This window comes from Pseudomonas sp. SB113, from assembly GCF_040754745.1.
In the GTDB taxonomy this organism is placed as follows: domain Bacteria; phylum Pseudomonadota; class Gammaproteobacteria; order Pseudomonadales; family Pseudomonadaceae; genus Aquipseudomonas; species Aquipseudomonas grimontii.
Genome location: NZ_JBFMHW010000003.1, coordinates 339083 through 362463 on the forward strand (window position 1 = coordinate 339083; position 23381 = coordinate 362463).

Below are 23381 nucleotides of genomic sequence, written 5' to 3' on the forward strand. Positions count from 1 at the left end.
TTCCTCTTCAGGAGACTCCGATGTCCGTTGAGCAAGCCCCGGTGCAACGTGCCGATTTCGACCAGGTCATGGTTCCCAACTACGCACCTGCCGCATTCATCCCCGTGCGTGGCGCAGGTTCGCGCGTCTGGGACCAGGCGGGTCGCGAGCTGATCGACTTTGCCGGCGGCATCGCGGTCAACGTGTTGGGCCACGCCCACCCGGCGTTGGTCGGTGCGCTGACCGAACAGGCCAACAAGCTGTGGCATGTCTCCAACGTGTTCACCAATGAGCCGGCCCTGCGCCTGGCCCATAAGCTGATCGACGCCACGTTTGCCGAGCGTGTGTTCTTCTGCAACTCCGGCGCCGAAGCCAACGAGGCCGCGTTCAAGCTGGCCCGTCGCGTGGCGTTCGACCGTTTCGGCAGCGAGAAGTACGAGATCATTGCCGCGCTGAACAGCTTCCACGGCCGTACCCTGTTCACCGTTAACGTCGGTGGCCAGTCGAAGTACTCCGATGGTTTCGGGCCTAAAATCACCGGCATCACCCACGTCCCCTACAACGACCTGCAAGCGCTGAAAGCCGCCGTGTCGGACAAGACCTGCGCCGTAGTGCTGGAACCGATCCAGGGCGAAGGCGGCGTATTGCCGGCCGAACTGGCTTACCTGCAAGGCGCCCGCGAACTGTGCGACGCCAACAATGCCCTGCTGGTGTTCGACGAAGTGCAGACCGGCATGGGCCGCAGCGGCCACCTGTTTGCCTACCAGCACTACGGCGTGGTGCCCGACATCCTCACCAGCGCCAAGAGCCTGGGCGGCGGTTTCCCGATCGCGGCGATGCTCACCCGTGAAGACCTGGCCAAGCACCTGGTGGTCGGTACCCACGGCACCACCTACGGCGGTAACCCGCTGGCGTGTGCGGTGGCCGAAGCGGTCATCGACGTGGTCAACACGCCAGAAGTGCTGGCCGGCGTCAACGCCAAGCACGAGCTGTTCAAGGCGCGCCTGGAGCAGATCGGCAAGCAGTACGGCATCTTCACCGAAGTGCGCGGTATGGGCCTGCTGATCGGTTGCGTATTGAGCGATGCGTTCAAAGGCAAGGCCAAGGACGTGTTCAACGCGGCCGAGAAAGAAAACCTGATGATCCTGCAAGCCGGCCCGGACGTGGTGCGTTTTGCGCCGAGCCTGGTGGTGGAAGACGCGGACATCAACGAAGGCCTGGATCGCTTCGAACGTGCGGTAAAAACGCTGACCCAAGCCTGATAACTACACCTTCTGCCGGCCGGACTGGGTCAAAAATGTGGGAGGGGGCTTGCCCCCGATAGCAGTCTGTCAGTTGATACATCCGGTGACTGATGCACCGCTATCGGGGGCAAGCCCTCTCCCACATTGGAATATGGTTGTTCCAGATATGTCCGGTAATTTTCCCTATGAGTTTTCGAGTTAAGGAGTGACACCATGCTGGTGATGCGCCCCGCGCAAATGGCTGATCTGGGCGAGGTACAGCGTCTGGCTGCGGACAGCCCGATTGGTGTCACCTCCTTGCCGGATGATGTTGAACGCCTGAGCGATAAGATCGCCGCCAGCGAGGCGTCCTTCGCGGCCGAGGTGAGTTTCAACGGTGAAGAAAGCTATTTCTTCGTGCTCGAAGACACCGAGACCGGCAAGCTTGTCGGTTGCTCGGCCATCGTCGCCTCGGCCGGTTACTCGGAGCCTTTCTACAGTTTTCGTAACGAGACCTTCGTGCACGCCTCCCGCGAGCTGAAGATCCATAACAAGATCCACGTGCTTTCCCAGTGCCACGACCTCACCGGCAACAGCCTGCTTACCAGTTTCTACGTGGTGCCTGAGCTGGTCGGTTCGCCGTGGTCGGAACTCAATTCCCGTGGCCGCCTGTTGTTCGTCGCCAGCCACCCCGAGCGTTTTGCCGATTCGGTGGTGACCGAGATTGTCGGCTACAGCGACGAGAACGGTGATTCGCCGTTCTGGGACGCCATCGGGCGCAATTTCTTCGACCTCAACTACGCCGCCGCCGAGCGCCTGTGCGGGCTGAAAAGCCGTACGTTCCTCGCCGAGCTGATGCCGCATTACCCGATCTACGTGCCGCTGCTGCCGGACGAAGCCCAGGAAGCCATGGGCCAAGTGCACCCGCGTGCGCAGATCACCTTCGACATCCTGATGCGCGAAGGTTTCGAGACTGACCACTACATCGACATCTTCGACGGCGGCCCAACGCTGCACGCACGGGTTTCGGGCATTCGCTCGATCGCCCAGAGCCGCGTGGTGCCGGTGAAGATCGGCGAGATGGTCAAGGGTGTCGGCCGCCAGTACCTGGTGAGCAACGCGCAGTTGCAGGATTACCGCGCGGTGATGCTGGAGCTGGACTACGCGCCCGGCAAGCCGGTGACCCTGGACCTGGCAACGGCCGAAGCGCTGGGCGTTGGCGAAGGTGCCAGCGTACGACTGGTTGCGGTTTAAACACAGAGTTTCGCGGGTGGCTGCCAAACAGCGGCCCGTCTGAGGAGATAGCATGATCGTTCGTCCCGTACGCAGCAGCGATTTACCGGCCCTGATTGATCTGGCGCGCAGTACCGGCACCGGCCTCACCACCTTGCCGGCCAACGAAGAGCGCCTGACGCATCGGGTTGGCTGGGCGGAAAAAACCTTTCGCGGCGACGCCGGGCGCGGGGATGCCGACTACCTGTTCGTGCTGGAAAACGACGAAGGTCGCGTCGTGGGGATTTCCGCCATCGCCGGTGCCGTCGGCCTGCGCGAGCCCTGGTACAACTTCCGGGTCGGCCTGACGGTCAGCGCCTCCCAGGAACTGAATATCTACCGTGAGATTCCGACGCTGTTTCTGGCCAACGACCTCACCGGCAATTCCGAGCTGTGCTCGTTGTTCCTGCATGCCGATTACCGCAACGGCCTCAACGGCCGCATGCTGGCCAAGGCGCGCCTGCTGTTTATCGCCGAGTTCCCACAGCTGTTTGGCAACAAGATCATCGCCGAGATGCGTGGCGTGTCCAACGACGCCGGGCGTTCGCCGTTCTGGGAAAGCCTGGGCCGGCACTTTTTCAAGATGGAATTCAGCCAGGCGGATTACCTCACTGGCGTGGGCAACAAGGCATTTATCGCTGAGTTGATGCCCAAGTTTCCGTTGTACAGCTGCTTCCTCTCCGAAGACGCGCGCAACGTGATCGGCAAGGTCCACCCGGACACCGAGCCGGCGCTGAGCATGCTCAAGAGCGAAGGTTTCAGCTACCAGGGCTACGTCGATATTTTCGACGCTGGCCCGGCGGTGGAGTGCGAGACCGTCAAGATCCGTGCGGTGCGCGACAGCCAGTCGCTGGTGTTGGCCATTGGCACGCCGGGGGACGACGCCACGCCGTTCCTGATCCATAACCGCAAACGCGAAGATTGCCGCATCACCGCCGCACCGGCGCGCCTGGCGGCAGGCACGCTGGTGGTCGATCCGCAAACCGCCAAGCGCCTGCAACTGGTGGTGGGTGATCAAGTGCGTGCCGTACCGTTGTCTGCTGCTCGGGAGTCGAAATAATGAATTCGCTGTATATCGCAGGTAGCTGGCTGGCTGGCCAGGGTGAACTGTTTGAATCGCGTAACCCGGTGACCCAGCAGGTGCTGTGGGCCGGCAATGGCGCCACGGTCGAGCAGGTCGAGTCGGCCGTGCAGGCCGCGCGCCAGGCGTTCCCGGCCTGGGCCCGGCGCCCGCTGGAAGAGCGCATCAGCGTGCTGGAAGCCTTCGCCGCGAGCCTGAAAAGCCGCGCCGATGACATTGCGCGCTGCATCGGCGAAGAGACCGGCAAGCCGCTGTGGGAGTCGGCCACCGAAGTCACCAGCATGGCCAACAAGATCGCGATCTCGGTGCAAAGCTACCGCGAGCGTACCGGCGAGAAGAGCGGCCCCCTGGGCGACGCCACCGCCGTATTGCGCCACAAGCCCCACGGCGTGGTGGCGGTGTTTGGTCCCTACAACTTCCCGGGGCACCTGCCCAACGGGCATATCGTCCCGGCGCTGCTGGCGGGTAACACCGTACTGTTCAAACCCAGCGAGCTGACCCCGAAAGTCGCCGAGCTGACCGTGCAGTGCTGGATCGACGCCGGTTTGCCGGCGGGCGTGTTGAACCTGCTGCAAGGCGCGCGGGAAACCGGCATTGCGTTGGCCGCCAACCCTGGTATCGACGGCTTGTTCTTCACCGGTTCCAGCCGCACCGGCAATCATCTGCACCAGCAGTTCTCCGGGCGCCCGGACAAGATCCTGGCCCTGGAGATGGGCGGCAACAACCCACTGGTGGTGGACGAAGTGGCCGACGTGGATGCGGCGGTCTACACCATCATCCAATCGGCGTTTATCTCTGCGGGCCAGCGTTGCACCTGTGCCCGTCGCTTGCTGGTGCCGGAAGGCGCCTGGGGCGATGCGTTGCTGGCGCGACTGGTGGCGGTGAGTACGACGATTGAAGTCGGCGCGTTCGACCAGCAACCGCCACCGTTCATGGGCTCGGTGATTTCCCTGGCAGCGGCGAAAGCCTTGATGGACGCCCAGGAGCTGATGTTGGCCAATGGCGCCGTGGCGTTGTTGGAGATGACCCAGCCACAGGACCAGGCCGCCTTGCTGACCCCTGGCATTATCGACGTGACCGGCGTGACCGAGCGCGAAGACGAAGAACTGTTCGGCCCGCTGTTGCAGGTGATCCGCTACGCTGATTTCGCGGCGGCGATTGCCGAAGCCAACAACACCCAGTACGGCCTGGCTGCGGGCTTGTTGTCCGATTCCGAAGCGCGTTACCAGCAATTCTGGCTGGAAAGCCGTGCCGGCATCGTCAACTGGAACAAACAGCTGACCGGCGCCGCGAGCACCGCGCCATTTGGTGGGGTAGGGGCTTCGGGCAACCATCGCGCCAGTGCGTATTACGCGGCGGATTATTGTGCGTACCCGGTGGCGTCGCTTGAAACGCCAAGCCTGGTGGTCCCGGCCACGCTAACCCCCGGCATTACGCTGATCTAAATGTGGGAGGGGGCTTGCTCCCGATGGCGGTGTGTCAGTTGATGAATCAGGTGACTGATCCACTGCTATCGAGGGCAAGCCCTCTCCCACAGGGGTTCAGTGGTGTATTCAAGTAATTTGAAGCCTATAAAAACAGATGTTCGTGGAGCCTCGCCGATGAAATCCTATGAAGTCAATTTTGACGGTCTAGTGGGGCCGACCCATAACTACGGCGGTTTGTCCTTCGGCAACGTCGCATCCCAGAGCAACAGCCAGCAGCATTCCAACCCCAAGGAAGCGGCGTTGCAGGGCCTGCAGAAAATGAAGGCCCTGATGGACATGGGCTTTGTGCAAGGCGTGCTCGCCCCCCAGGAGCGCCCGGACGTAGCGGCGTTGCGCAACCTCGGTTTCAGTGGCACCGACGCCCAGGTCATCCAGCAGGCGGCTAAACAAGCCATGCCGTTGTTGGTCGCCAGTTGCTCGGCATCGAGCATGTGGGTAGCCAACGCCGCCACCGTCAGCCCAAGCGCCGACACCGCCGATGGCCGCGTGCATTTCACCGCCGCCAACCTCAACTGCAAATACCACCGCAGCATCGAACACCCGACCACCAGCCGCGTGCTGGGGGCGATGTTTGCCGACCAGAAACATTTTGCCCACCACGCCGCGTTGCCGGCGGTGGCGCAGTTCGGCGACGAAGGCGCGGCCAACCACACGCGTTTCTGCCGTGAGTATGGCGAAGCGGGCGTGGAATTTTTCGTGTTCGGGCGCAGCGCGTTCGATCCTCGTTACCCGGCCCCCCAGAAGTACCCGGCGCGCCAGACCCTGGAAGCCTCCCAGGCCGTTGCACGCCTGCATGGCCTGAAGGATGAAGGCGTGGTCTACGCCCAGCAGAACCCGGTGGTGATCGATGCCGGCGTGTTCCACAACGACGTGATCGCGGTGGGCAACGGCGAGGTGCTGTTCTATCACGAGGATGCGTTCCTCAATACCGAACAGATGCTGGCCGAGTTGCAGGGCAAGTTGGGCACGCTGGGCGGCAACTTCCAGTCGGTGTGCGTGCCGCGTGCCCAGGTCAGCGTCGAGGACGCGGTGCGCTCCTACCTGTTTAACAGCCAGTTGCTGACCCGCGCCGACGGCTCGATGCTGCTGATCGTGCCGGAAGAATGCCGCGCCAACGAGCGCGTATGGCATTACCTGCAAGGCCTGACAGCGTCCGCTGGGCTGATCCGCGAAGTGAAAGTCTTCGACCTCAAGCAAAGCATGCAAAACGGCGGTGGCCCGGCGTGCCTGCGCCTGCGTGTGGCCCTGAACGAAACGGAGCTGGCAGCGGTGAACCCAGGGGTTATCATGACCGCGCCGTTGTACGACACACTGACCCAATGGGTCGACAAGCACTACCGCGACAGCCTGCGCGAAACCGACCTGGCTGACCCGCAATTGCTGCTTGAGTGCCGGACGGCACTGGATGAACTGACGCAAATCCTTAAACTGGGCTCGGTTTATCCTTTCCAGATCAATTAACGCCACCTCTTTTTACACCCTATGGCTGAGAATTATTTATGACCACCGACACCCTGCAACTGATCCTTGAAGACACCGACGGCACCCAGCTGGAAACCTCCTGCACCCGCGTCGCCGTGGTCTGGCAGGGCAAGGAAATCTGGATCCAGCACGACGGCCGTGGCCAACTGCTGATCGGCGTGGACGTGGAAGAAGGCGACTCCGAATACGCCAACCTGCTGATGCGCCCACTGGCCACCAACCTGATGAGCCTGCAGCTGGAAATGGAACCGGCCGACGTTGACGGTGATGACGACGATCACGTCCACGGCCCAGGCTGCAACCACTAAGGAAGCTGCGTATGCTCGCCCTTGGCAAACTGCTTGAACTGACCCTCGCCGGTCGCGAACCGGCGCAAAAAATTCAACTGACTGTCGACGGCGTGCAGATGCGCTGGCTCAGCGAGGGCGCACTCGAAGTGCGCCCGCCGCAAGCAACGGACAATGGCCGCGACCTGCTGCTGTCGTCCGGCATCCATGGCAACGAAACCGCGCCGATCGAATTGCTCGACCGCCTGTTGCATGGCATCGCCCGTGGGGAGGTCAAGCCCCGCACCCGTATTCTGTTCCTGTTCGGCAACCCCGAGGCCATGCGCCGCGGCGAGCGTTACCTTGAACTGGACATCAACCGGCTGTTCAACGGCCGTCACGAAAAAAACATCGGCCCCGAAGCCATGCGCGCCGCCGAGCTTGAACAGTTGGCCCGCAGCTTCTTCAGCCAGCCTGGCCGTTCGCGCCTGCATTACGACCTGCACACCGCCATTCGCGGCTCGAAGATCGAGCAGTTTGCGCTGTACCCCTGGAAGGAGGGGCGCCAGCACTCGCGCCACGAGCTGGCGCGCCTGAACGCTGCCGGCATGCAAGCGGTGCTGCTGCAGAACAAGGCCTCGATCACCTTCTCGGCATTTACCTACGAGCAACTGGACGCCGAGGCCTTCACCCTGGAGTTGGGCAAGGCGCGGCCGTTCGGGCAGAACCAGGGGGTGGACGTGTCCCGCCTGGAAACGCGCCTGAAGCAGATCATCGAAGGCACTGAGCCGGCCACCGAGAGCCTCGATGGCCTGCAACTGTTCGCCGTCTCCCGTGAAGTCATCAAGCACAGTGACGGGTTCCTGATGCACCTGCCGCCGGACGTGGAGAACTTTTCACCGTTGGCCAAGGGTTACCTGCTGGCCGAAGATGTCGCCAAGACCCGCTGGGTGATCGAGGAGGAGGGCGCGCGCATCATCTTCCCTAACCCCAAGGTGAGGAATGGTTTGCGGGCAGGCATCCTGATAGTGCCGACCACCGAGCAGGGTCTGGCCTAGAGCGCGTACTGCTTGCGCAGGGGCAGCCCTAGCTCCTGGCGTAGCCCGTTTTCACTGAACGCGTGCGGGTTGGTGTTGGTGCTTGGGGTGGTGGGGTCTGCGTCAAAGTCGAAGGGCGGGGCCGTCGTCGGCAGGCCGACCGCTTGCAGTTCCGAGTTGGGTATCGGGTTTCGCGGCTTGTTACCGTCAATGCCATCCGGGCTCATACCCTCCAGCTTGGTGCCGCTGATGGAATTGTAGGCATGGCAAAGTTCATGGAACAGGTTGATCACACTGGGCGTTCCCGGGACGATATCGGTGGTGTTGTACCAGATTTTGCCACCGTAGGACGGACTTCCCCGCTTACCGTTTTGGATGTAGGACAAATCGGCGGTGTTCTGGTCTGGCACGAACAACCCGTTGGGTTCGGGGTAAAACTCATGGATTGTGACCGGTTGCCCGCTGACCTGGGCGGCCTGCTCCAACTCAACCAGCAGCCGTTGACCGGTGGGGGAGCTGAGCAGAAAGCGCAAGTCGTCGTTGACCCGCTCCACGAATTGCGCGCCGCCTTGGATGGCAATTCCACTGTGAGCCACGGCCTTGGGTTCGAGATGGATTGCATGGGAAGCCAGTACGCCGGCAGGCAAGTCTTCGGGAATGCCCGGGTGCATGAACAGGGCGCAATCCACCGTGAGGTTGCTTTTCACGTTGAAGTAAGTGATGTCGTTGGCCTTGAGGCCGGTCACATCGTTGAGGCCATCGCCGGTGTAAATCACATTGCTGCCGGGCCCGGCCTTGATCCGGTCGTTGCCGCCCGCACCGATGAGAATGTTGTGCCCTGCGCCGCCCACAATATGATCATTCCCTGTGCCCCCATCGATATAGCTTGAACCGCGGCCACCGCTGATGTCGTCATTGCCGGGACCGCCGTACACCGTCATGTGGATATCCTGGTACCCGTGGACTTCATCGTCGCCTTCGCCTGCCTCGATGTGGCAGCGGCCGTTGATGGCCGAGATGAAGTCATTTCCCGGCCCGGTATCCAGGCTGGCGTTCTTGGCGGCGCTGAGCACGCGATCATCCCCGGCGCCGCTGAGGACAAACACCGGCACGATCACGTCATCGTCAAGGTGGATACGGTCATTGCCACCCTGGGTATTGAGCACCAAGGTCTGGGTGCGCCAGTTCAGGGTGATTTCGTAGCGCGGCTGGTTGATCTGCACGGTCAGCGTCGATAACGCACCCGCAGGCGGGGACGTGGCGAAGATGTTCACCGTGTCAGGCTGGTCGAAGGTGGTGATGCACAGCTGATCGACGCCTTCGACCTTGAACAGCTTGCGCTCGATCCGCACATTCTCGTCTTCAAGGATTCTATGTACTTCGATAAGGTCCGACCCGCCGGGGCGCTCGCCCATTTGATCGTAGCGGGGGTTGCCAGTCAGGGTGTTCGCGTCAATGACGTAGGTGCCGTCGGCGTTTCTGGGGGGATGAAGGGTGGGCGTTGAATTCATGTCGCGTGACCTCTGGTTTCAGGCAAGGATTGAGGTCCTTACTTAATAAGAGGTGGGCGTGGTCCAGGCGGTAGATATACACGTGCCATAAAAAAATGCCCCGGCAAGCGAGCTTGTCAGGGCATTTTTATGCGTGAGCGGGTCAGACGGCGAGTTTTTGCTCGCTGCGACGGATCGCCCGCACCTTGTGCAGGGTGTCGGCGCACGTACGCGCAGCTTCCTGGCCCTTGTGCACGAAGTGATCGTGGAAGAACGCGTGGTGCTCGCTGCCGGCATGGAAGTGATGCGGCGTCAGGGACACCGAGAACACCGGCACTTCGGTTTCCAGCTGCACCTGCATCAGGCCGCTGACCACCGATTGGGCGACGAATTCGTGACGATAAATCCCGCCGTCCACCACCAGCGCGGCGGCAACGATACCGGCGTAACGGCCGGTCTTGGCCAGCAACTTGGCGTGCAGGGGCATTTCAAAGGCGCCGCCGACTTCGAAGAAATCGATGTCCGATTCCTGGTAGCCCTGGGCGAGCATTTCGGCGAGGAAGCCTTTGCGCGATTGGTCGACAATATCCTTGTGCCAGCAGGCCTGGATAAACGCGACGCGCTCGCCGTGATGGTTTTTGCTTTTGCTGTCGATTGCGGTGGGTTGCATGTTCTGACTCCTGTTTAAGAAAAAAACAGGGCGTTATGAATCGAATGGGATTTAAGGGTACGAACCGCCGAGTCATGCAGGCATGCGCTCAGCGTGCGGCCCTTAGGTGCCAATCCCGTTCTCTCTTCATCCGGACTATGACCGTCGGCCCCGGGATCACACCGGGTCTGCTGACCTTGTCGCCGTCCTGCGTGAGCAGTTCGAGGCGCCAAGCGCTCGCGGGCTATGCACATTGCGTGCAATTACCGCCGGTGGGGAATTGCACCCCGCCCTGAGAACGTTGCCACCAGAACCCTGGTGGCGGAGAGTTTTTAACATGGTTTTTCATAAACTGCACGAGCGCCGTATCGATAAGCTATATCGGTTTGTTTGGTTGGTATTCGATTGAGAACGCGTGGGGCTTGATATTCCGTGGCTTTGCCCGCAGTAATCATCCTCATAAGAAGCTTAATGAACCCATTCGAGGCTTGTTTCATGTCTGTGATCGACCTGCGCAGCGACACCGTGACCCAACCCACCCCTGGCATGCTCGACGCCATGGCCACCGCCGTCAGCGGTGATGACGTCTACGGCGAAGACCCCAGCGTCAACCGCCTGGAGGCCGAGCTGGCCAAGCGCCTGGGCTTTGCGGCCGCGCTGTTCGTGCCCACCGGCACCATGAGCAACCTGCTGGCGCTGATGGCTCACTGTGAGCGTGGTGAGGAATACATCGTCGGCCAGCAGGCGCACACCTACAAATACGAAGGCGGTGGTGCGGCGGTGCTGGGTTCGATCCAGCCGCAACCGCTGGAAGTGCAGGCGGATGGCTCCCTCGATCTGAACCACGTGCTCGACGCCATCAAGCCGGACGACTTCCACTTCGCCCGCACCCGCCTGCTGGCCCTGGAAAACACCATGCAGGGCAAGGTGCTGCCGCTGGACTACCTGGCGAAGGCGCGGGCGTTTACCCGCGAACATGGCCTGGCCCTGCATCTGGATGGCGCGCGAATCTACAACGCGGCGGTCAAGCTCGGGGTCGATGCGCGGGCGATCGCCCAGCATTTCGACTCGGTGTCGGTGTGCCTGTCCAAGGGCCTCGGTGCGCCGATCGGCTCGGTGCTGTGCGGCTCCACGGCGTTGATCGCCAAGGCGCGTCGTTTGCGCAAGATGGTCGGTGGTGGCATGCGCCAGGCCGGTTCCCTGGCGGCGGCGGGGCTGTACGCCCTGGACCACCAGGTGCAGCGCCTGGCCGACGACCATGCCAATGCGCAATGGCTGGGCGATGAATTGCGCAACGCCGGGTACGCGGTGGAGCCGGTGCAGACCAACATGGTCTACGTGCAGATCGGCGACCGGGCAGAGGCCTTGAAGGCGTTTGCCGCCGAACGTGGGATCAAGTTGAGTGCCGCGCCGCGCCTGCGCATGGTGACGCATCTGGATGTGAGCCGGGCGCAGATCGAGCAAGTGCTCAAGGTATTCGTCGAATTTTCGCGCAAATGAGCGTGCTGACCGTCTAATTGAACCTCTCTATCGCATAAACACGCTGTACCACCGGCAAAGGGCCGATATAATGCGGCCTTTTGCCGTCGCTCCGTCTGATGATGTTGCGCACTGGCCTTTGGCCGCAGCCTCCGTGGAAGAACCTATGAAAAGCGCAGAAATCCGTGAAGCCTTCCTTCGCTTCTTCGAAGAGCAAGGTCACACCCGTGTCTCCTCCAGCTCCTTGATCCCAGGCAATGACCCCACCCTGCTGTTCACTAACGCGGGGATGAACCAGTTCAAGGACTGCTTCCTGGGCCAGGAAAAGCGCGCCTACACCCGCGCCACCAGCAGCCAGAAGTGCGTACGTGCCGGCGGCAAGAACAGTGACCTGGAAAACGTCGGTTACACCGCCCGCCACCACACGTTCTTCGAAATGCTGGGCAACTTCAGCTTTGGTGACTATTTCAAGAAAGACGCGATTACTTTCGCTTGGACCTTCCTGACCGGCGTGTTGAAGCTGCCCAAGGAAAAACTCTGGGTGACTGTCTACGCGACGGACGACGAAGCGTATGACATCTGGACCAAGGAAATCGGGGTGCCCGTCGAGCGCATGATTCGCATCGGCGACAACAAGGGTGCGCCTTACGCTTCCGATAACTTCTGGACCATGGGCGATACCGGCCCGTGCGGCCCATGCACCGAGATTTTCTACGATCACGGCGCCGACATCTGGGGCGGCCCACCGGGCTCGCCGGAAGAAGACGGCGACCGTTACATCGAGATCTGGAACAACGTGTTCATGCAGTTCAACCGCACCGCCGATGGCGTGTTGCATCCGCTGCCGGCACCGTCGGTAGACACCGGCATGGGCCTGGAGCGGATCAGTGCGGTGATGCAGCACGTTCACTCCAACTACGAGATCGACCTGTTCACCAACCTGTTGAGCGCGTCGGCCGCGGCCATTGGCTGCGCCAATGAAAGCCAGTCGTCCCTCAAGGTGGTGTCGGACCACATCCGTTCCTGCGGTTTCCTGATCGCCGACGGTGTACTGCCGTCCAACGAAGGCCGTGGCTACGTGCTGCGTCGCATCATCCGTCGCGCCTGCCGTCACGGTAACAAGTTGGGCGCCACCGGTAGCTTCTTCTACAAGATCGTCGCCGCGCTGGTTGCCGAGATGGGCGATGCCTTCCCGGAACTCAAGCAGCAGCAGGGCAACATCGAGCGCGTGCTCAAGGCCGAAGAAGAACAGTTCTCCAAGACCCTGGAACACGGCCTGAAGATTCTGGAGCAGGACCTGGCTGAGCTCAAAGGCACCGTGGTGCCGGGCGATGTGGTGTTCAAGCTGTACGACACCTATGGCTTCCCGATGGACCTGACCGCCGACATCGCCCGTGAGCGCGAGCTGACCATCGATGAAGCCGGGTTTGAGCGTGAGATGGAAGCCCAGCGCGTGCGCGCGCGTTCCGCCAGTTCGTTTGGCCTGGACTACAACACCCTGGTCAAGGTTGACGTGCCCACCGAGTTCACCGGTTACAAGGCGACCGTTGGCTCGGCCAAGATCGTGGCCCTCTATAAAGATGGCAAGTCGGTCGACGTTCTGAATGAAGGCGACGAGGCCGTTGTGGTCCTGGACCAGACGCCGTTCTACGCCGAGTCCGGCGGCCAGATCGGTGACTGTGGTTTCCTCAGCTCAACGTCGGGTCGTTTTGAAGTGCGCGACACCACCAAGACCGGCGGTGCGTTCCTGCATCACGGCGTGCTGGTGCTGGGCAACTTGACCGTGGGTGCGCCGGTAGATACCCAGGTCGATGCCGACGTACGCCACGCAACCGCGCTGAACCACTCGGCCACGCACTTGCTGCACGCTGCACTGCGCCAGGTGTTGGGCGAGCACGTCCAGCAGAAGGGGTCGTTGGTCGACAGCCAGCGCCTGCGTTTCGACTTCAGCCACTTCGAAGCGATCAAGCCTGAGCAGATCAAGTCCCTGGAAGACATCGTCAACGCGCAAGTGCGCAAGAACACCCCGGTAGAAACCGAAGAAACCGATATCGAGACTGCCAAGGCCAAGGGCGCCATGGCGCTGTTCGGCGAGAAGTACGGCGACAACGTGCGCGTACTGAGCATGGGTGGCGATTTCTCGGTAGAACTGTGTGGCGGTATCCACGCCAACCGTACCGGCGACATCGGCCTGCTGAAAATCATCAGCGAAGGTGGCGTGGCGTCGGGCGTACGTCGTATTGAAGCGGTGACCGGTGCTGCGGCCCTGGCCTACCTGAATGCGGCTGAAGAACAACTCAAGGAAGCGGCCAGCCTGGTCAAGGGCAGCCGCGACAACCTGATCGACAAGCTGTCCGCCGTGCTGGAGCGTAACCGTGCGCTGGAAAAACAGCTGGAGCAGTTGCAGGCCAAGGCAGCCAGCGCGGCGGGCGACGATCTGTCGGCTTCTGCGGTGGACGTCAAGGACGTGAAAGTCCTGGCGGCACGCCTGGATGGTCAGGACGGCAAGGCGCTGTTGGCCCTGGTCGATCAGTTGAAGAACAAGCTCGGCCGCGCAGTGATCCTGCTCGGCAGTGTCCATGAGGATAAGGTCGTGCTGGTTGCCGGTGTAACCAAGGACCTGACTGGCCAACTCAAGGCCGGTGATTTGATGAAGCAAGCCGCTGCGGCAGTGGGCGGGAAGGGCGGCGGTCGTCCGGACATGGCGCAAGGCGGTGGTGTGGACGCCAGCGCCCTGGACGCGGCCCTGGCCCTGACCGTGCCATTTGTCGAGGCAGGTATTTAAGGCACTGTTAACCCGCCCGTGGTCTAGTCACGGGCTGTTCTGTGCTGGTTGATTGGATATTTAGGCGCCCCTTTACGGGCTGAGGCGGCTTGGAAATGGCTTTGATCGTACAGAAATTTGGAGGCACCTCGGTCGGCTCTGTCGAAAGAATCGAGCAGGTGGCCGACAAGGTTAAGAAATTCCGCGATGCCGGTGACGACTTGGTCGTAGTGCTGTCGGCCATGAGCGGCGAGACCAATCGCCTGATCGAACTGGCCAAGGCCATCAGTGGCGACCAACAGCCGCTGCCGCGTGAGCTGGATGTGATCGTGTCCACCGGCGAGCAGGTGACCATCGCCTTGCTGGCCATGGCCCTGAACAAGCGTGGCGTGCCTGCCGTGTCCTACACTGGCAGCCAGGTGCGCATCCTCACCGACAGCGCGCACACCAAGGCGCGCATCCTGCAGATTGACGATCAGAAAATTCGCACTGATCTGAAAGCAGGCCGCGTGGTAGTTGTAGCGGGCTTCCAGGGCGTGGACGAGCACGGCAACATCACCACCCTCGGGCGTGGCGGTTCTGACACCACCGGTGTGGCCCTGGCGGCGGCCCTTAAGGCTGATGAATGCCAGATCTATACCGATGTGGACGGCGTCTACACCACCGACCCGCGTGTTGTGTCCGTGGCCCAGCGCCTGGACAAGATCACCTTTGAAGAGATGCTGGAAATGGCCAGCCTCGGTTCCAAGGTGTTGCAGATCCGCGCGGTGGAGTTCGCCGGCAAGTACAACGTTCCGCTGCGCGTATTGCACAGCTTCAAAGAGGGTCCGGGCACCCTCATTACTATTGATGAAGAGGAATCCATGGAACAGCCGATCATTTCCGGCATCGCTTTCAACCGCGATGAAGCCAAGCTGACGATCCGTGGCGTGCCAGACACCCCGGGCGTGGCCTTCAAGATTCTGGGCCCTATCAGCGATGCAAATGTTGAAGTCGATATGATCGTGCAGAACGTCTCGCACGATAACACCACCGATTTCACCTTCACCGTGCACCGCAACGAGTACGATGCGGCATTGAAAATCCTGGAGAACACCGCGAGCGAAATTGGCGCCCGTGAAGTGGTCGGCGATACCAAGATTGCCAAGGTGTCGATCGTAGGTGTGGGCATGCGTTCCCATGCCGGCGTTGCCAGCCGTATGTTCGGGGCCCTCGCCAAGGAAAGCATCAATATCCAGATGATCTCTACCTCCGAAATCAAAGTCTCGGTGGTGATCGAAGAGAAGTACCTGGAGCTGGCTGTACGTGCGCTGCATACCGCTTTTGAGCTGGACGCTCCGGCCCGACAGGGCGAGTGACGCAATGCCAGGAAGGCGCGGTAAACCGCGCCTTTCAATTTTTTGTAGGGCGCATGGTCTTTTGCGTGCGCTCGACAATACTTAGGCCGTTAGGGCTATGGCTATCGAGTCGTAGGTCGAACGCCTTTTTTTTGCAGACTGTTGTTCCTGAAATGAAATGCGTGAGGAGAAAGGTATGCTGATTCTGACTCGTCGGTGCGCAGAAAGCCTGATTATCGGTGATGGCGAAATCACCGTGACCGTGCTCGGCGTCAAAGGCAATCAAGTACGTATTGGGGTGAATGCTCCGAAAGAGGTAGCGGTCCACCGCGAGGAAATCTACCTGCGGATCAAGAAAGAGAAGGACGAAGAACCAAGCCTTTAATTTTTATCGTTTTTTATGTTTGCAAACGGGGATGAACGTGGTTAATATACGCCCCGTGTTGCGGAGAGCTGGCCGAGTGGCCGAAGGCGCTCCCCTGCTAAGGGAGTACACCTCAAAAGGGTGTCGGGGGTTCGAATCCCCCGTTCTCCGCCATTATTTGCTTAGTACGTTGCAATCTGGTTTTTTCGTTAAGTTGTTGAAAGCAAACGAAAAAATAGCTTTACATAGAGATTGAACGGCCTATAATGCGCGGCAACAAATGCACTCGTAGCTCAGCTGGATAGAGTACTCGGCTACGAACCGAGCGGTCACAGGTTCGAATCCTGTCGAGTGCACCATTTAAGAGTTAGTTGCAGTAATGCAGGTAGCTCAGCTTCAACCAGTTGTGATCTGGTCTAAAAACACAATCTGCACTCGTAGCTCAGCTGGATAGAGTACTCGGCTACGAACCGAGCGGTCACAGGTTCGAATCCTGTCGAGTGCACCATACAAACAAAAAGCCCGCCTAGTGCGGGCTTTTTGCCGTCTGGGGTTTGTGTGGGTTTTTATCTTTTTCTCTTCTCTGATGTGTTTTCCATTCGCGCGGCGGCGTCGCAGTTGATAGGTGCAGCCAATACTCAACTTTGGCTCGCAAGCGCTTGTTCTTTCCAGTTTTTTGACGTTAAAAACGGACGCAAGGTGTATCATTGCGCCCGTCAGCCCCGCCGGGGCTTGTGGAATACCTCCATGGACTTACCCAGTAGTTACTCAGTACCCCGTTTTACCAATCATGAATTGACTGATTGATCCTTCCGGCGTGCCCCGCTGCTGGGAGTGGAGTTCGCCTATGACCGAAGTAGAAGTAAAGAAAACACAAGAAAGCCTGCAGGATCGCCTGGCTCAAGTCATCGAGCTGCTGCAGCGCCAGCGCGTGGTCGAAGATTTCACGCACCGCCAGGACGGTCCGAATAATGACCTGGTAGAAAACCTGGTTCACCGGCAGAACCTCGTCGAGTTGCAGCGCAAACTCGATGACCTGCACTCCGCCGACGTTGCCTACATTCTCGAAGCCTTGCCGCTCGATGATCGACTGACCCTCTGGCAGTTGGTCAAGGCCGACCGCGACGGCGACATCCTGCTCGAAGTATCCGACTCGGTCCGTGAAACCCTGATCGCCGACATGGATGATCACGAGCTGCTGGCTGCCGCCAGGGAGATGGACGCTGACGAACTGGCCGACCTCGCGCCTGAGCTGCCCCGTGATGTTGTGCATGAGCTGATGGAGGCCCTCGATGGCCAGCAGCGTGAGCGCGTGCGCTCCGCGTTGTCCTATGACGAGGATCAGGTCGGCGCACTGATGGACTTCGAGATGGTCACCATCCGCGAAGACGTCAGCCTGGAAGTGGTATTGCGTTACCTGCGTCGGCTGAAAGAGCTGCCGGGTCATACCGACAAACTGTTCGTGGTCGACTATGAGGGCATTCTCAAGGGCGTGCTGCCGATCAAGCGCCTGCTGGTAAACGATCCGGAGAAAAAAGTTGCTGACCTGATGGCCAGCGATACCGTGAGCTTTCACCCGGATGAAGATGCCTACGACGCAGCGCAGGCCTTTGAGCGTTACGACTTGATCTCCGCCCCGGTGGTCGACAAGAACGGCAAGCTGATCGGCCGTCTGACCATCGACGAAATCGTCGACTTGATTCGTGAAGAGAGTGAAACCGAAGTCCTCAACATGGCAGGTTTGCGTGAAGAGGAAGATATTTTTGCGTCAGTCTGGCGCTCCCTGCATAACCGCTGGGCCTGGCTGGCCGTTAACCTGATTACCGCGTTTATCGCCTCCCGTGTGATCGGGCTGTTCGAGGGCTCCATCGAGAAGTTGGTGGCCCTGGCGGCGTTGATGCCGATCGTGGCAGGCATTGGTGGCAACTCCGGTAACCAGACCATCACCATGATCGTGCGCGCCATGGCGTTGGATCAGGTGAGTACCGCTAACTCTTCGCGCCTGCTGCGCAAGGAGCTGGCGGTGGGTCTGATCAATGGTTTGGTGTGGGGTGGCGTGATTGGTGTGGTGGCCTACTTGCTGTATGGCAGTTGGTCCTTGGGCGTGGTGATGACCGCTGCCATGACCCTCAACCTGCTATTGGCTGCACTGATGGGGGTGCTGATCCCCATGACCCTGGCACGGCTTGGGCGCGACCCGGCCATGGGTGCCAGCGTGATGATCACGGCCATGACCGACAGTGGCGGCTTCTTCATCTTCCTGGGGTTGGCGACGATCTTCTTGCTCTGATCTGCCTCGAGCGGGCTCTCTCTGCGTAGCTGTCGAGCCCTGGCGAGGCTGCGTCAGCGGTGTGTCAGGCAGGCTGCAAACGCAGCCACGCCAGGGCTCGCCAGCTGCTACGTGATAAAAATCTAGAGCCCTGTATAAATCCCAGGCAAAAAAAAGCCAGCACATGGCTGGCTTCGGCTTTCAGTGTCAGATCAATTGGCTTCTGCGGCCGCCTCGACGTCGTGCGCGATAAGCGAGACGAGGGCATTTTGCTGGCGGTGGGAGAGCTGACGAAAACGCTGCAGCAGTTCGCGTTCGTGCAGCGACAGCTCGGGGCTGTCCAGGCGCATGCTCAGCTCTTCACCCAACGCACCTTCCTGAATAAGGCTCTGTTCCAGGCGCGCGATGATTTCGGAGTTCATGCTGCGGTGATGATTGCGAGCCACCTCGGCAATGCGTTCCCGCATTCCGTCTGGCAGACGTACGACGAACTTGTCAGCCGTACGGCTGGAATAAATTGCCTGTTTCAATGGGCGCATATATTTAACCGGTTAGTTCAGGGGAGCGGTTATTGGAATTGGCCGCAAGATGAGTGTTAAGACAAGACTCACGACCAAAGTTCAACCCGAATTGCAAAGAGGCCGCATCATGCCTCAGATTTGCCAGTTCCTTGGCGTCAATTCTGTGACAAATATTGAACTGCCTAGAGGCTTTATGCCAGCACTCATTTGCATTTTTGCGGACTGGTTGGAAAACTTTTCCACGAGTGGTTCCGCAAGGGAACTTCCCGTAAGTCCAGGCCACCACAGGGTTTGAGGCCGCACATCCTATAGCAAAGTGGCCTTTTGCCCTTGATTTTAAGACTAGTGGCAATTTGCCGATTTACTAGGACGAGGCGACATAAGGTAGGGGGGAAGGGCAGAGCAGAGGCGAGGGAGGTCAGCGTAAAACCGGGTCGAATTTGATTCGGCGACCTACGACGAGCGTCAGCAGAAGCAGGCTCGCAAAAACGCCGGCGGCGACAAATGCGCTGGTTTGACCATCGTGAGAGCTGGTACTCAGGCCCAGAAGGCTGGTGGCGATGGTCAGGCACAGAAACAGCCAGGCAAGTTTGCTCATGATGAGTGTCCTTAGAAAACCCAGTGTTCAGACGCAGGTGCGGTCTGGGTGCCTTGAGTCAGGCGTACTGGCGCTTGTGCATTCGGGGTCATCACGGCCAGCTGCGGGCGTTGTTGCAAGTGGTGGGGAACTGCCTGTTGGCTGAGCTGGGCGGGGTCATTGCTGCCAGTCGATTGAAAGTGGAACATCACCAGTGCAGCCAGGGCTACGGTGTTGAGAGCTAACAGAATGGCACTGTTCATGGTCATGTTCTCCGTTTAACGCCTTGGCTGGGTGGGTTTTGTAGGAGAACTATTGCAGGTGTCGTGCCAATACATTAATTCAATAAAATCAATGGCTTGAGTTTGTTTTGCAGGGCCGAAAGGTTGCAATTTGCAATGCTGGCATTTTGAGTTAGTGCATTTTGCACGATAAGGCCAGGTGTCCGTATTTGCGGGGCGAAACCGCCATCGCTCCGGCAAGGCTCGGCCTACACTCAAAAAGCCCACGGACGACATGACAAAACCCAACTCGGCCGTTAACATGCACGCCGTCCGTCGCAGTGCCCTTGGCCTGATGGCGGTCATTTGTCCCAGTAGCTCAATTGGATAGAGCATCCCCCTCCTAAGGGGAAGGTTGGCCGTTCGAACCGGCCCTGGGACACCAGATTCCAAGCCCGTGAAGAAAGCCCCGAACAGAACCTCCTGGCGGGGCTTTTTTGTGGGCGCTCGATCTTTTTGCACATGGGTCGAACCTTGCCGCCGATCAAGGTTCACAGCAGGTGCTGTGATGTATTTGTCGCAACTATGTACCTTGCGCGCCATCCGACAGCGTCTGAGCTGTAAGCAAAATAATCCCCGGAAACAGCGCATGTTGCCTGTCCGGACCCGGTCACCCGGGACTATCATGCCGATAGCCCTGTCTCTCACCGCAAGGAGCCGCTCGGAACGCCGATGCGCCAGATCTGGAAATCTTTTCGAGCCCTTTATTTCGCCTCCTTGATGATGCTGATTGGCTCCGGCCTGCTCAGTACATACCTGGCCTTGCGCCTGGCGGCCGACCATGTCGACAGCCTGTGGGTGGGTGCGCTGATGGCAGCCAACTACTTTGGCCTGGTGCTGGGTGGCAAGATCGGGCATCGCCTGATTGCCCGGGTCGGGCATATCCGTGCTTACGCCACCTGTGCCGGGATTGTCGGCGCAGCTGTGCTGGGCCATGGCCTGATCGATTGGTTGCCGGCCTGGATTGTGCTGCGGATGATCGTGGGCCTGGGGATGATGTGCCAGTACATGGTCATCGAAAGCTGGCTCAATGAGCAGGCAGATGCCAAGCAGCGTGGCGTGGTGTTCAGTGGTTATATGATCGCCTCCTACCTGGGGCTGGTATTGGGCCAGTTGATACTGGTGATGCATCCCCAGCTTGGTCTTGAGCTGCTGATGCTGGTGGCGCTGTGCTTCGCCCTGTGCCTGGTGCCGGTGGCCATGACCCGACGCATTCACCCGGCAGCCCTGCATCCTGCGCCGATGGAGCCGCGCTTCTTTATCAAGCGCGTGCCGCAGTCGCTGAGTACGGTGTTGGGGGCTGGCTTGATCGTCGGTTCGTTCTACGGTCTGGCGCCGCTTTATGCCTCCCAGCAAGGGTTGAGCACCGAACAGGTGGGTCTGTTCATGGGTAGCTGCATTTTTGCCGGGTTGCTGGTGCAGTGGCCGTTAGGCTGGTTATCGGATCGTTATGATCGCGCGCTGCTGATCCGCTGTTTCGCCTTGTGCCTGGCGGTGGCTGCACTGCCGCTGGCAATCATGACCCAGGTGCCGCTGGAAGTGCTGTTTGTCGCGGGCTTCCTGTGTTCCCTCGTACAGTTTTGCCTGTACCCATTGGCCGTGGCGTTTTCCAACGACCATGTGGAAGGGGATCGTCGGGTATCGCTGACGGCCATGCTGTTGGTGACCTACGGTATCGGCGCCAGTGTCGGGCCGTTGCTGGCGGGTGTGGTGATGAAGCTGTTCGGCAGCCAGATGCTGTACGCATTTTTCAGCCTGTGCGCGCTGATCCTGGTGTGGCGAATCCGGCCTAAGGCGGTGACCAACCTGCACCAGGTGGAAGATGCCCCTCTGCATCATGTGGCAATGCCCGACAGTATGTCGAGTTCGCCGCTGGTGGCTGCGCTGGACCCGCGGGTCGATGAGCAGGTGGTGCAGGAGCAGATGCAAACTGCCCCCGATCCCGAGCCGCAGGTCGATCCCGCGCCACCGGTGGATGAGCCCGCCTTCGAAGGGCCACCCGAGCCCCTGGGGCCGGAGGAACATCCCCACGACTTGAGCAGGGCGCGGCCCTGAAAGCAAAAACGGGCAGATCCCAAAGGGTCTGCCCGTTTTTTTGCTGCGATCGTTAAGGATTAAAAATCGTCGTCTTTGTCGAACCGTCGGGCTTCACGCTGCAGTTGGTACACAAAGCGCTCGACCTGACGTTGCACCAAACCACTCATGTTGTGGAAGCGCACACCGGCAAAGGTCGTGTTGATCCTTTCTTCGAAGTGCAGGTATCGCAGTTCGACAGCGGTGGTCATGCTGCCAAACGACAGGGCTGCGACAAAGCGGTCGTAGACCTGGCCCAGTTGCAGGCGCTCGGAAATATCGCCTTCAAAACGCAATTTGCAACCGGTGGCGGAAATATCCAGCAGTTTGCCGTTGACCGGCGCCTGTAGTTTCTCGCCGCCCAGCTCGATATTCACCAGTTGCGCCAGCTTCAGTGCGGCGCGGAAGGCGTTGCGACGCTGATGGTAGACCACCTCGTCCGGCAGGCTGCCGGTGTAGATACGGTGGCCGCCTTTTTCGCTGATGCTCAGGGTGCCGTTGCTTTCCCAGGCGACGCGTACGCCATCATGGAAGCCTTCGATGCGAAAGGGTTCGCCGTTTTCGAGGTAACGCTCGCCGTCACGGGGGATCATTTCGTCCAGCGCCAGCATGTTGCTGTCGCGGTTGACGTCCACCAGATAGCTTTGGAAGCGCTGGCTGCGTTCGTGGAAGGTGATGATCAGCGGGTCATGGCTGTCTTGCAGCATCCGCAAGGTGCCGGCGATTTCCAGAGGCGTGGTGAGGACCTTGGGTGGCTGCGGAGCATCTTCCGCATTAAGGGCGTTGAACACGGTTCTTCCATCTCCAGACAAAATACGACTACACGCAAGAGCCGGCATTTTGCCAGCATGTGACGGGCCTTGGATAGGGCGCGCTGTAAACCGGTGTCAGGCTTGGCTGCGGGTGCTTGGCTTGACCAGGCGCGAGGTGGAGCCCTGGGCGTTATAGAGTGCCGGAGGCTCTCCGCCGTGGAGTATACGCAACTGGTTGGCGGTCGTAGCTTGCTGAAGCTGGATCGACTGACCATTAAGCAGGTTGGCTTCCTGGCACTGGGCGAGCAACTGGTTGAGCTCTTTGCTCTGGGCCAAGAGTTGATCGCCGACCGAGGAGTGACTGGCCAACTGCGCCAGGCCGTCGTGGTCTGCCGGCAGGCCGAGGCTGATGAGGATCTGGCTGCGTTTTTTGCCGTGCTGTTCCAGCAGGACGATCAACGACTGTTTGCGCGCCAGAATTTCTTCCAGCAGCGGCATGTCCCGGCCATAGAGGGCCAGGGATTCTTCTTTGAGCAGCTCGAGCAACTGTTGCGTCGGCGCTAGATCATCAATGATCAGTTGAAGCAAATGTTCGTCGTGATGCATGGCTGGCCTTGGGTTTTAAGCGTCCAAAAGCCCTGCGCAGGCCTTTGCCTAGCGCTCGGCTTCGAAGTTAAGCAGCTTGCTGGCTACACGGTTGCTGTCGACTTTATAGCTGCCATCGGCGATCGCCTGCTTCAATTCGGCCACGCGGGCTTTATTGACTACCGGTTGATCGCGCAGCGAGTCAGTGACCTTCTGCAACTGTTGAGCCTCATTGCTCAGGTGTACGGATTCCCCGCTTTGGCTGGCATTGGCCTGTTCTGCCTTGGCGGGCAGCGCCGGGGCCTTGGCTTCTACGCTGTCCTTGGTGCCGGTGGTGCGCGTAGTGCCTGACGTCGTCGGGGTGTTATTCAAACGGCTGAAATCGATGACCATGATAAAAAAACCTCTGGGTA

Annotated in this window: 21 protein-coding genes, 4 tRNA genes and 1 riboswitch; of the genes, 17 read left to right on the top strand and 8 right to left on the bottom strand. The window is 60.0% G+C overall.

The features are described 5' to 3' along the window. Positions 1-20 precede the first annotated feature (20 nt). The 7 genes from AB1462_RS06235 (at position 21) to astE (ending at position 7848) form a co-directional block, all read left to right on the top strand. On the top strand, positions 21-1241 hold the full coding sequence (locus AB1462_RS06235; protein ID WP_090400454.1) for an aspartate aminotransferase family protein: 1221 nt from the start codon (positions 21-23) through the stop codon (positions 1239-1241). 195 nt (positions 1242-1436) lie between these two features. Next, complete coding sequence (gene aruF, locus AB1462_RS06240; RefSeq protein ID WP_090400453.1) at positions 1437-2456, top strand: arginine/ornithine succinyltransferase subunit alpha; 1020 nt, start codon at positions 1437-1439, stop codon at positions 2454-2456. A 52-nt stretch (positions 2457-2508) separates the two neighbouring features. After that, positions 2509-3534, top strand: a complete 1026-nt coding sequence (gene astA, locus AB1462_RS06245; RefSeq protein ID WP_367246376.1) for an arginine N-succinyltransferase — start codon at positions 2509-2511, stop codon at positions 3532-3534. Further along, positions 3531-5000: a succinylglutamate-semialdehyde dehydrogenase gene (astD, locus tag AB1462_RS06250; RefSeq protein ID WP_315336520.1), complete on the top strand. Its 1470-nt coding sequence runs from the start codon at positions 3531-3533 to the stop codon at positions 4998-5000. Before astA ends, astD begins: the two co-directional genes overlap by 4 nt. A 156-nt stretch (positions 5001-5156) precedes the next feature. Further along, complete coding sequence (astB, locus tag AB1462_RS06255; RefSeq protein ID WP_090400451.1) at positions 5157-6503, top strand: N-succinylarginine dihydrolase; 1347 nt, start codon at positions 5157-5159, stop codon at positions 6501-6503. A 38-nt stretch (positions 6504-6541) separates the two neighbouring features. Then, positions 6542-6832, top strand: coding sequence for a topoisomerase II (locus AB1462_RS06260; RefSeq protein ID WP_090400450.1), 291 nt, complete (start codon positions 6542-6544; stop codon positions 6830-6832). Positions 6833-6843: 11 nt separating this feature from the next. Beyond that, positions 6844-7848, top strand: coding sequence for a succinylglutamate desuccinylase (gene astE, locus AB1462_RS06265; protein ID WP_367246378.1), 1005 nt, complete (start codon positions 6844-6846; stop codon positions 7846-7848). On the opposite strand, the gene AB1462_RS06270 is transcribed toward astE, so the two are convergent. Together AB1462_RS06270 and AB1462_RS06275 are read right to left on the bottom strand one after the other, a co-directional pair. Continuing rightward, the gene (locus AB1462_RS06270; RefSeq protein ID WP_315336509.1) at positions 7845-9338 is read right to left on the bottom strand and encodes a M91 family zinc metallopeptidase; all 1494 of its coding nucleotides are present in this window, start codon (positions 9336-9338) and stop codon (positions 7845-7847) included. The genes astE and AB1462_RS06270 overlap by 4 nt on opposite strands. A gap of 142 nt (positions 9339-9480) precedes the next feature. After that, positions 9481-9987 carry a 6,7-dimethyl-8-ribityllumazine synthase gene (locus AB1462_RS06275; RefSeq protein WP_090400447.1) on the bottom strand — a complete coding sequence of 169 codons (507 nt, stop codon included), beginning with the start codon at positions 9985-9987 and terminating at the stop codon, positions 9481-9483. A 113-nt stretch (positions 9988-10100) separates the two neighbouring features. Then, positions 10101-10270, bottom strand: a riboswitch (FMN riboswitch). A gap of 191 nt (positions 10271-10461) precedes the next feature. Here AB1462_RS06275 and ltaE point away from each other — a divergent pair. From ltaE to mgtE, 8 genes are all read left to right on the top strand, one after another. Continuing rightward, positions 10462-11466 carry a low-specificity L-threonine aldolase gene (gene ltaE, locus AB1462_RS06280; protein ID WP_367246379.1) on the top strand — a complete coding sequence of 335 codons (1005 nt, stop codon included), beginning with the start codon at positions 10462-10464 and terminating at the stop codon, positions 11464-11466. A gap of 145 nt (positions 11467-11611) precedes the next feature. After that, positions 11612-14230, top strand: a complete 2619-nt coding sequence (gene alaS, locus AB1462_RS06285) for an alanine--tRNA ligase (RefSeq protein WP_259191318.1) — start codon at positions 11612-11614, stop codon at positions 14228-14230. Positions 14231-14325: 95 nt separating this feature from the next. Next, on the top strand, positions 14326-15567 hold the full coding sequence (locus AB1462_RS06290) for an aspartate kinase (RefSeq protein WP_090400445.1): 1242 nt from the start codon (positions 14326-14328) through the stop codon (positions 15565-15567). 175 nt (positions 15568-15742) lie between these two features. Further along, a complete protein-coding gene (gene csrA, locus AB1462_RS06295; RefSeq protein WP_003175645.1) occupies positions 15743-15931 on the top strand; it encodes a carbon storage regulator CsrA in 189 nt (62 codons plus the stop codon). 62 nt (positions 15932-15993) lie between these two features. Beyond that, positions 15994-16084, top strand: a tRNA-Ser gene (locus tag AB1462_RS06300). A gap of 108 nt (positions 16085-16192) precedes the next feature. Further along, a tRNA-Arg gene (locus AB1462_RS06305) sits at positions 16193-16269 on the top strand. 72 nt (positions 16270-16341) lie between these two features. Then, a tRNA-Arg gene (locus tag AB1462_RS06310) sits at positions 16342-16418 on the top strand. A 339-nt stretch (positions 16419-16757) separates the two neighbouring features. After that, on the top strand, positions 16758-18200 hold the full coding sequence (mgtE, locus tag AB1462_RS06315) for a magnesium transporter (RefSeq protein WP_053140068.1): 1443 nt from the start codon (positions 16758-16760) through the stop codon (positions 18198-18200). A 191-nt stretch (positions 18201-18391) separates the two neighbouring features. Here mgtE and AB1462_RS06320 read toward each other — a convergent pair whose 3' ends face one another. From AB1462_RS06320 to AB1462_RS06330, 3 genes are all read right to left on the bottom strand, one after another. After that, positions 18392-18718, bottom strand: coding sequence for an Arc family DNA-binding protein (locus AB1462_RS06320; protein ID WP_003193592.1), 327 nt, complete (start codon positions 18716-18718; stop codon positions 18392-18394). Positions 18719-19118: 400 nt separating this feature from the next. Then, a complete protein-coding gene (locus AB1462_RS06325) occupies positions 19119-19298 on the bottom strand; it encodes a PA3371 family protein (RefSeq protein WP_090400444.1) in 180 nt (59 codons plus the stop codon). Between the two features lie 11 nt (positions 19299-19309). After that, positions 19310-19540: a hypothetical protein gene (locus AB1462_RS06330; protein WP_090400443.1), complete on the bottom strand. Its 231-nt coding sequence runs from the start codon at positions 19538-19540 to the stop codon at positions 19310-19312. 326 nt (positions 19541-19866) lie between these two features. Here AB1462_RS06330 and AB1462_RS06335 point away from each other — a divergent pair. After that, positions 19867-19943 (top strand) — tRNA-Arg (locus tag AB1462_RS06335). A 287-nt stretch (positions 19944-20230) separates the two neighbouring features. After that, the gene (locus tag AB1462_RS06340) at positions 20231-21613 is read left to right on the top strand and encodes an MFS transporter (RefSeq protein ID WP_090400442.1); all 1383 of its coding nucleotides are present in this window, start codon (positions 20231-20233) and stop codon (positions 21611-21613) included. 59 nt (positions 21614-21672) lie between these two features. Here the strand turns inward: AB1462_RS06340 and AB1462_RS06345 are convergent, their stop codons facing one another. The 3 genes from AB1462_RS06345 to flgM form a co-directional block, all read right to left on the bottom strand. Next, on the bottom strand, positions 21673-22422 hold the full coding sequence (locus AB1462_RS06345; protein ID WP_090400441.1) for a flagellar brake protein: 750 nt from the start codon (positions 22420-22422) through the stop codon (positions 21673-21675). Positions 22423-22518: 96 nt separating this feature from the next. After that, positions 22519-22989, bottom strand: a complete 471-nt coding sequence (locus AB1462_RS06350; protein ID WP_027607781.1) for a flagella synthesis protein FlgN — start codon at positions 22987-22989, stop codon at positions 22519-22521. A gap of 48 nt (positions 22990-23037) precedes the next feature. Continuing rightward, positions 23038-23361: a flagellar biosynthesis anti-sigma factor FlgM gene (flgM, locus tag AB1462_RS06355; RefSeq protein WP_090400440.1), complete on the bottom strand. Its 324-nt coding sequence runs from the start codon at positions 23359-23361 to the stop codon at positions 23038-23040. Positions 23362-23381 lie beyond the last annotated feature (20 nt).

Coding starts and splice junctions, on each gene's coding strand:
- AB1462_RS06350 (WP_027607781.1), bottom strand. CDS start 22,989: ATGCATCACGACGAACATTTGCTTCAACTGATCATTGATGATCTAGCG.
- mgtE (WP_053140068.1), top strand. CDS start 16,758: ATGACCGAAGTAGAAGTAAAGAAAACACAAGAAAGCCTGCAGGATCGC.
- aruF (WP_090400453.1), top strand. CDS start 1,437: ATGCTGGTGATGCGCCCCGCGCAAATGGCTGATCTGGGCGAGGTACAG.
- astB (WP_090400451.1), top strand. CDS start 5,157: ATGAAATCCTATGAAGTCAATTTTGACGGTCTAGTGGGGCCGACCCAT.
- AB1462_RS06270 (WP_315336509.1), bottom strand. CDS start 9,338: ATGAATTCAACGCCCACCCTTCATCCCCCCAGAAACGCCGACGGCACC.
- AB1462_RS06320 (WP_003193592.1), bottom strand. CDS start 18,718: ATGCGCCCATTGAAACAGGCAATTTATTCCAGCCGTACGGCTGACAAG.
- AB1462_RS06275 (WP_090400447.1), bottom strand. CDS start 9,987: ATGCAACCCACCGCAATCGACAGCAAAAGCAAAAACCATCACGGCGAG.
- AB1462_RS06290 (WP_090400445.1), top strand. CDS start 14,326: ATGGCTTTGATCGTACAGAAATTTGGAGGCACCTCGGTCGGCTCTGTC.
- astE (WP_367246378.1), top strand. CDS start 6,844: ATGCTCGCCCTTGGCAAACTGCTTGAACTGACCCTCGCCGGTCGCGAA.
- flgM (WP_090400440.1), bottom strand. CDS start 23,361: ATGGTCATCGATTTCAGCCGTTTGAATAACACCCCGACGACGTCAGGC.
- astA (WP_367246376.1), top strand. CDS start 2,509: ATGATCGTTCGTCCCGTACGCAGCAGCGATTTACCGGCCCTGATTGAT.
- AB1462_RS06330 (WP_090400443.1), bottom strand. CDS start 19,540: ATGAACAGTGCCATTCTGTTAGCTCTCAACACCGTAGCCCTGGCTGCA.
- alaS (WP_259191318.1), top strand. CDS start 11,612: ATGAAAAGCGCAGAAATCCGTGAAGCCTTCCTTCGCTTCTTCGAAGAG.
- csrA (WP_003175645.1), top strand. CDS start 15,743: ATGCTGATTCTGACTCGTCGGTGCGCAGAAAGCCTGATTATCGGTGAT.
- AB1462_RS06325 (WP_090400444.1), bottom strand. CDS start 19,298: ATGAGCAAACTTGCCTGGCTGTTTCTGTGCCTGACCATCGCCACCAGC.
- AB1462_RS06260 (WP_090400450.1), top strand. CDS start 6,542: ATGACCACCGACACCCTGCAACTGATCCTTGAAGACACCGACGGCACC.
- AB1462_RS06340 (WP_090400442.1), top strand. CDS start 20,231: ATGCGCCAGATCTGGAAATCTTTTCGAGCCCTTTATTTCGCCTCCTTG.
- AB1462_RS06235 (WP_090400454.1), top strand. CDS start 21: ATGTCCGTTGAGCAAGCCCCGGTGCAACGTGCCGATTTCGACCAGGTC.
- ltaE (WP_367246379.1), top strand. CDS start 10,462: ATGTCTGTGATCGACCTGCGCAGCGACACCGTGACCCAACCCACCCCT.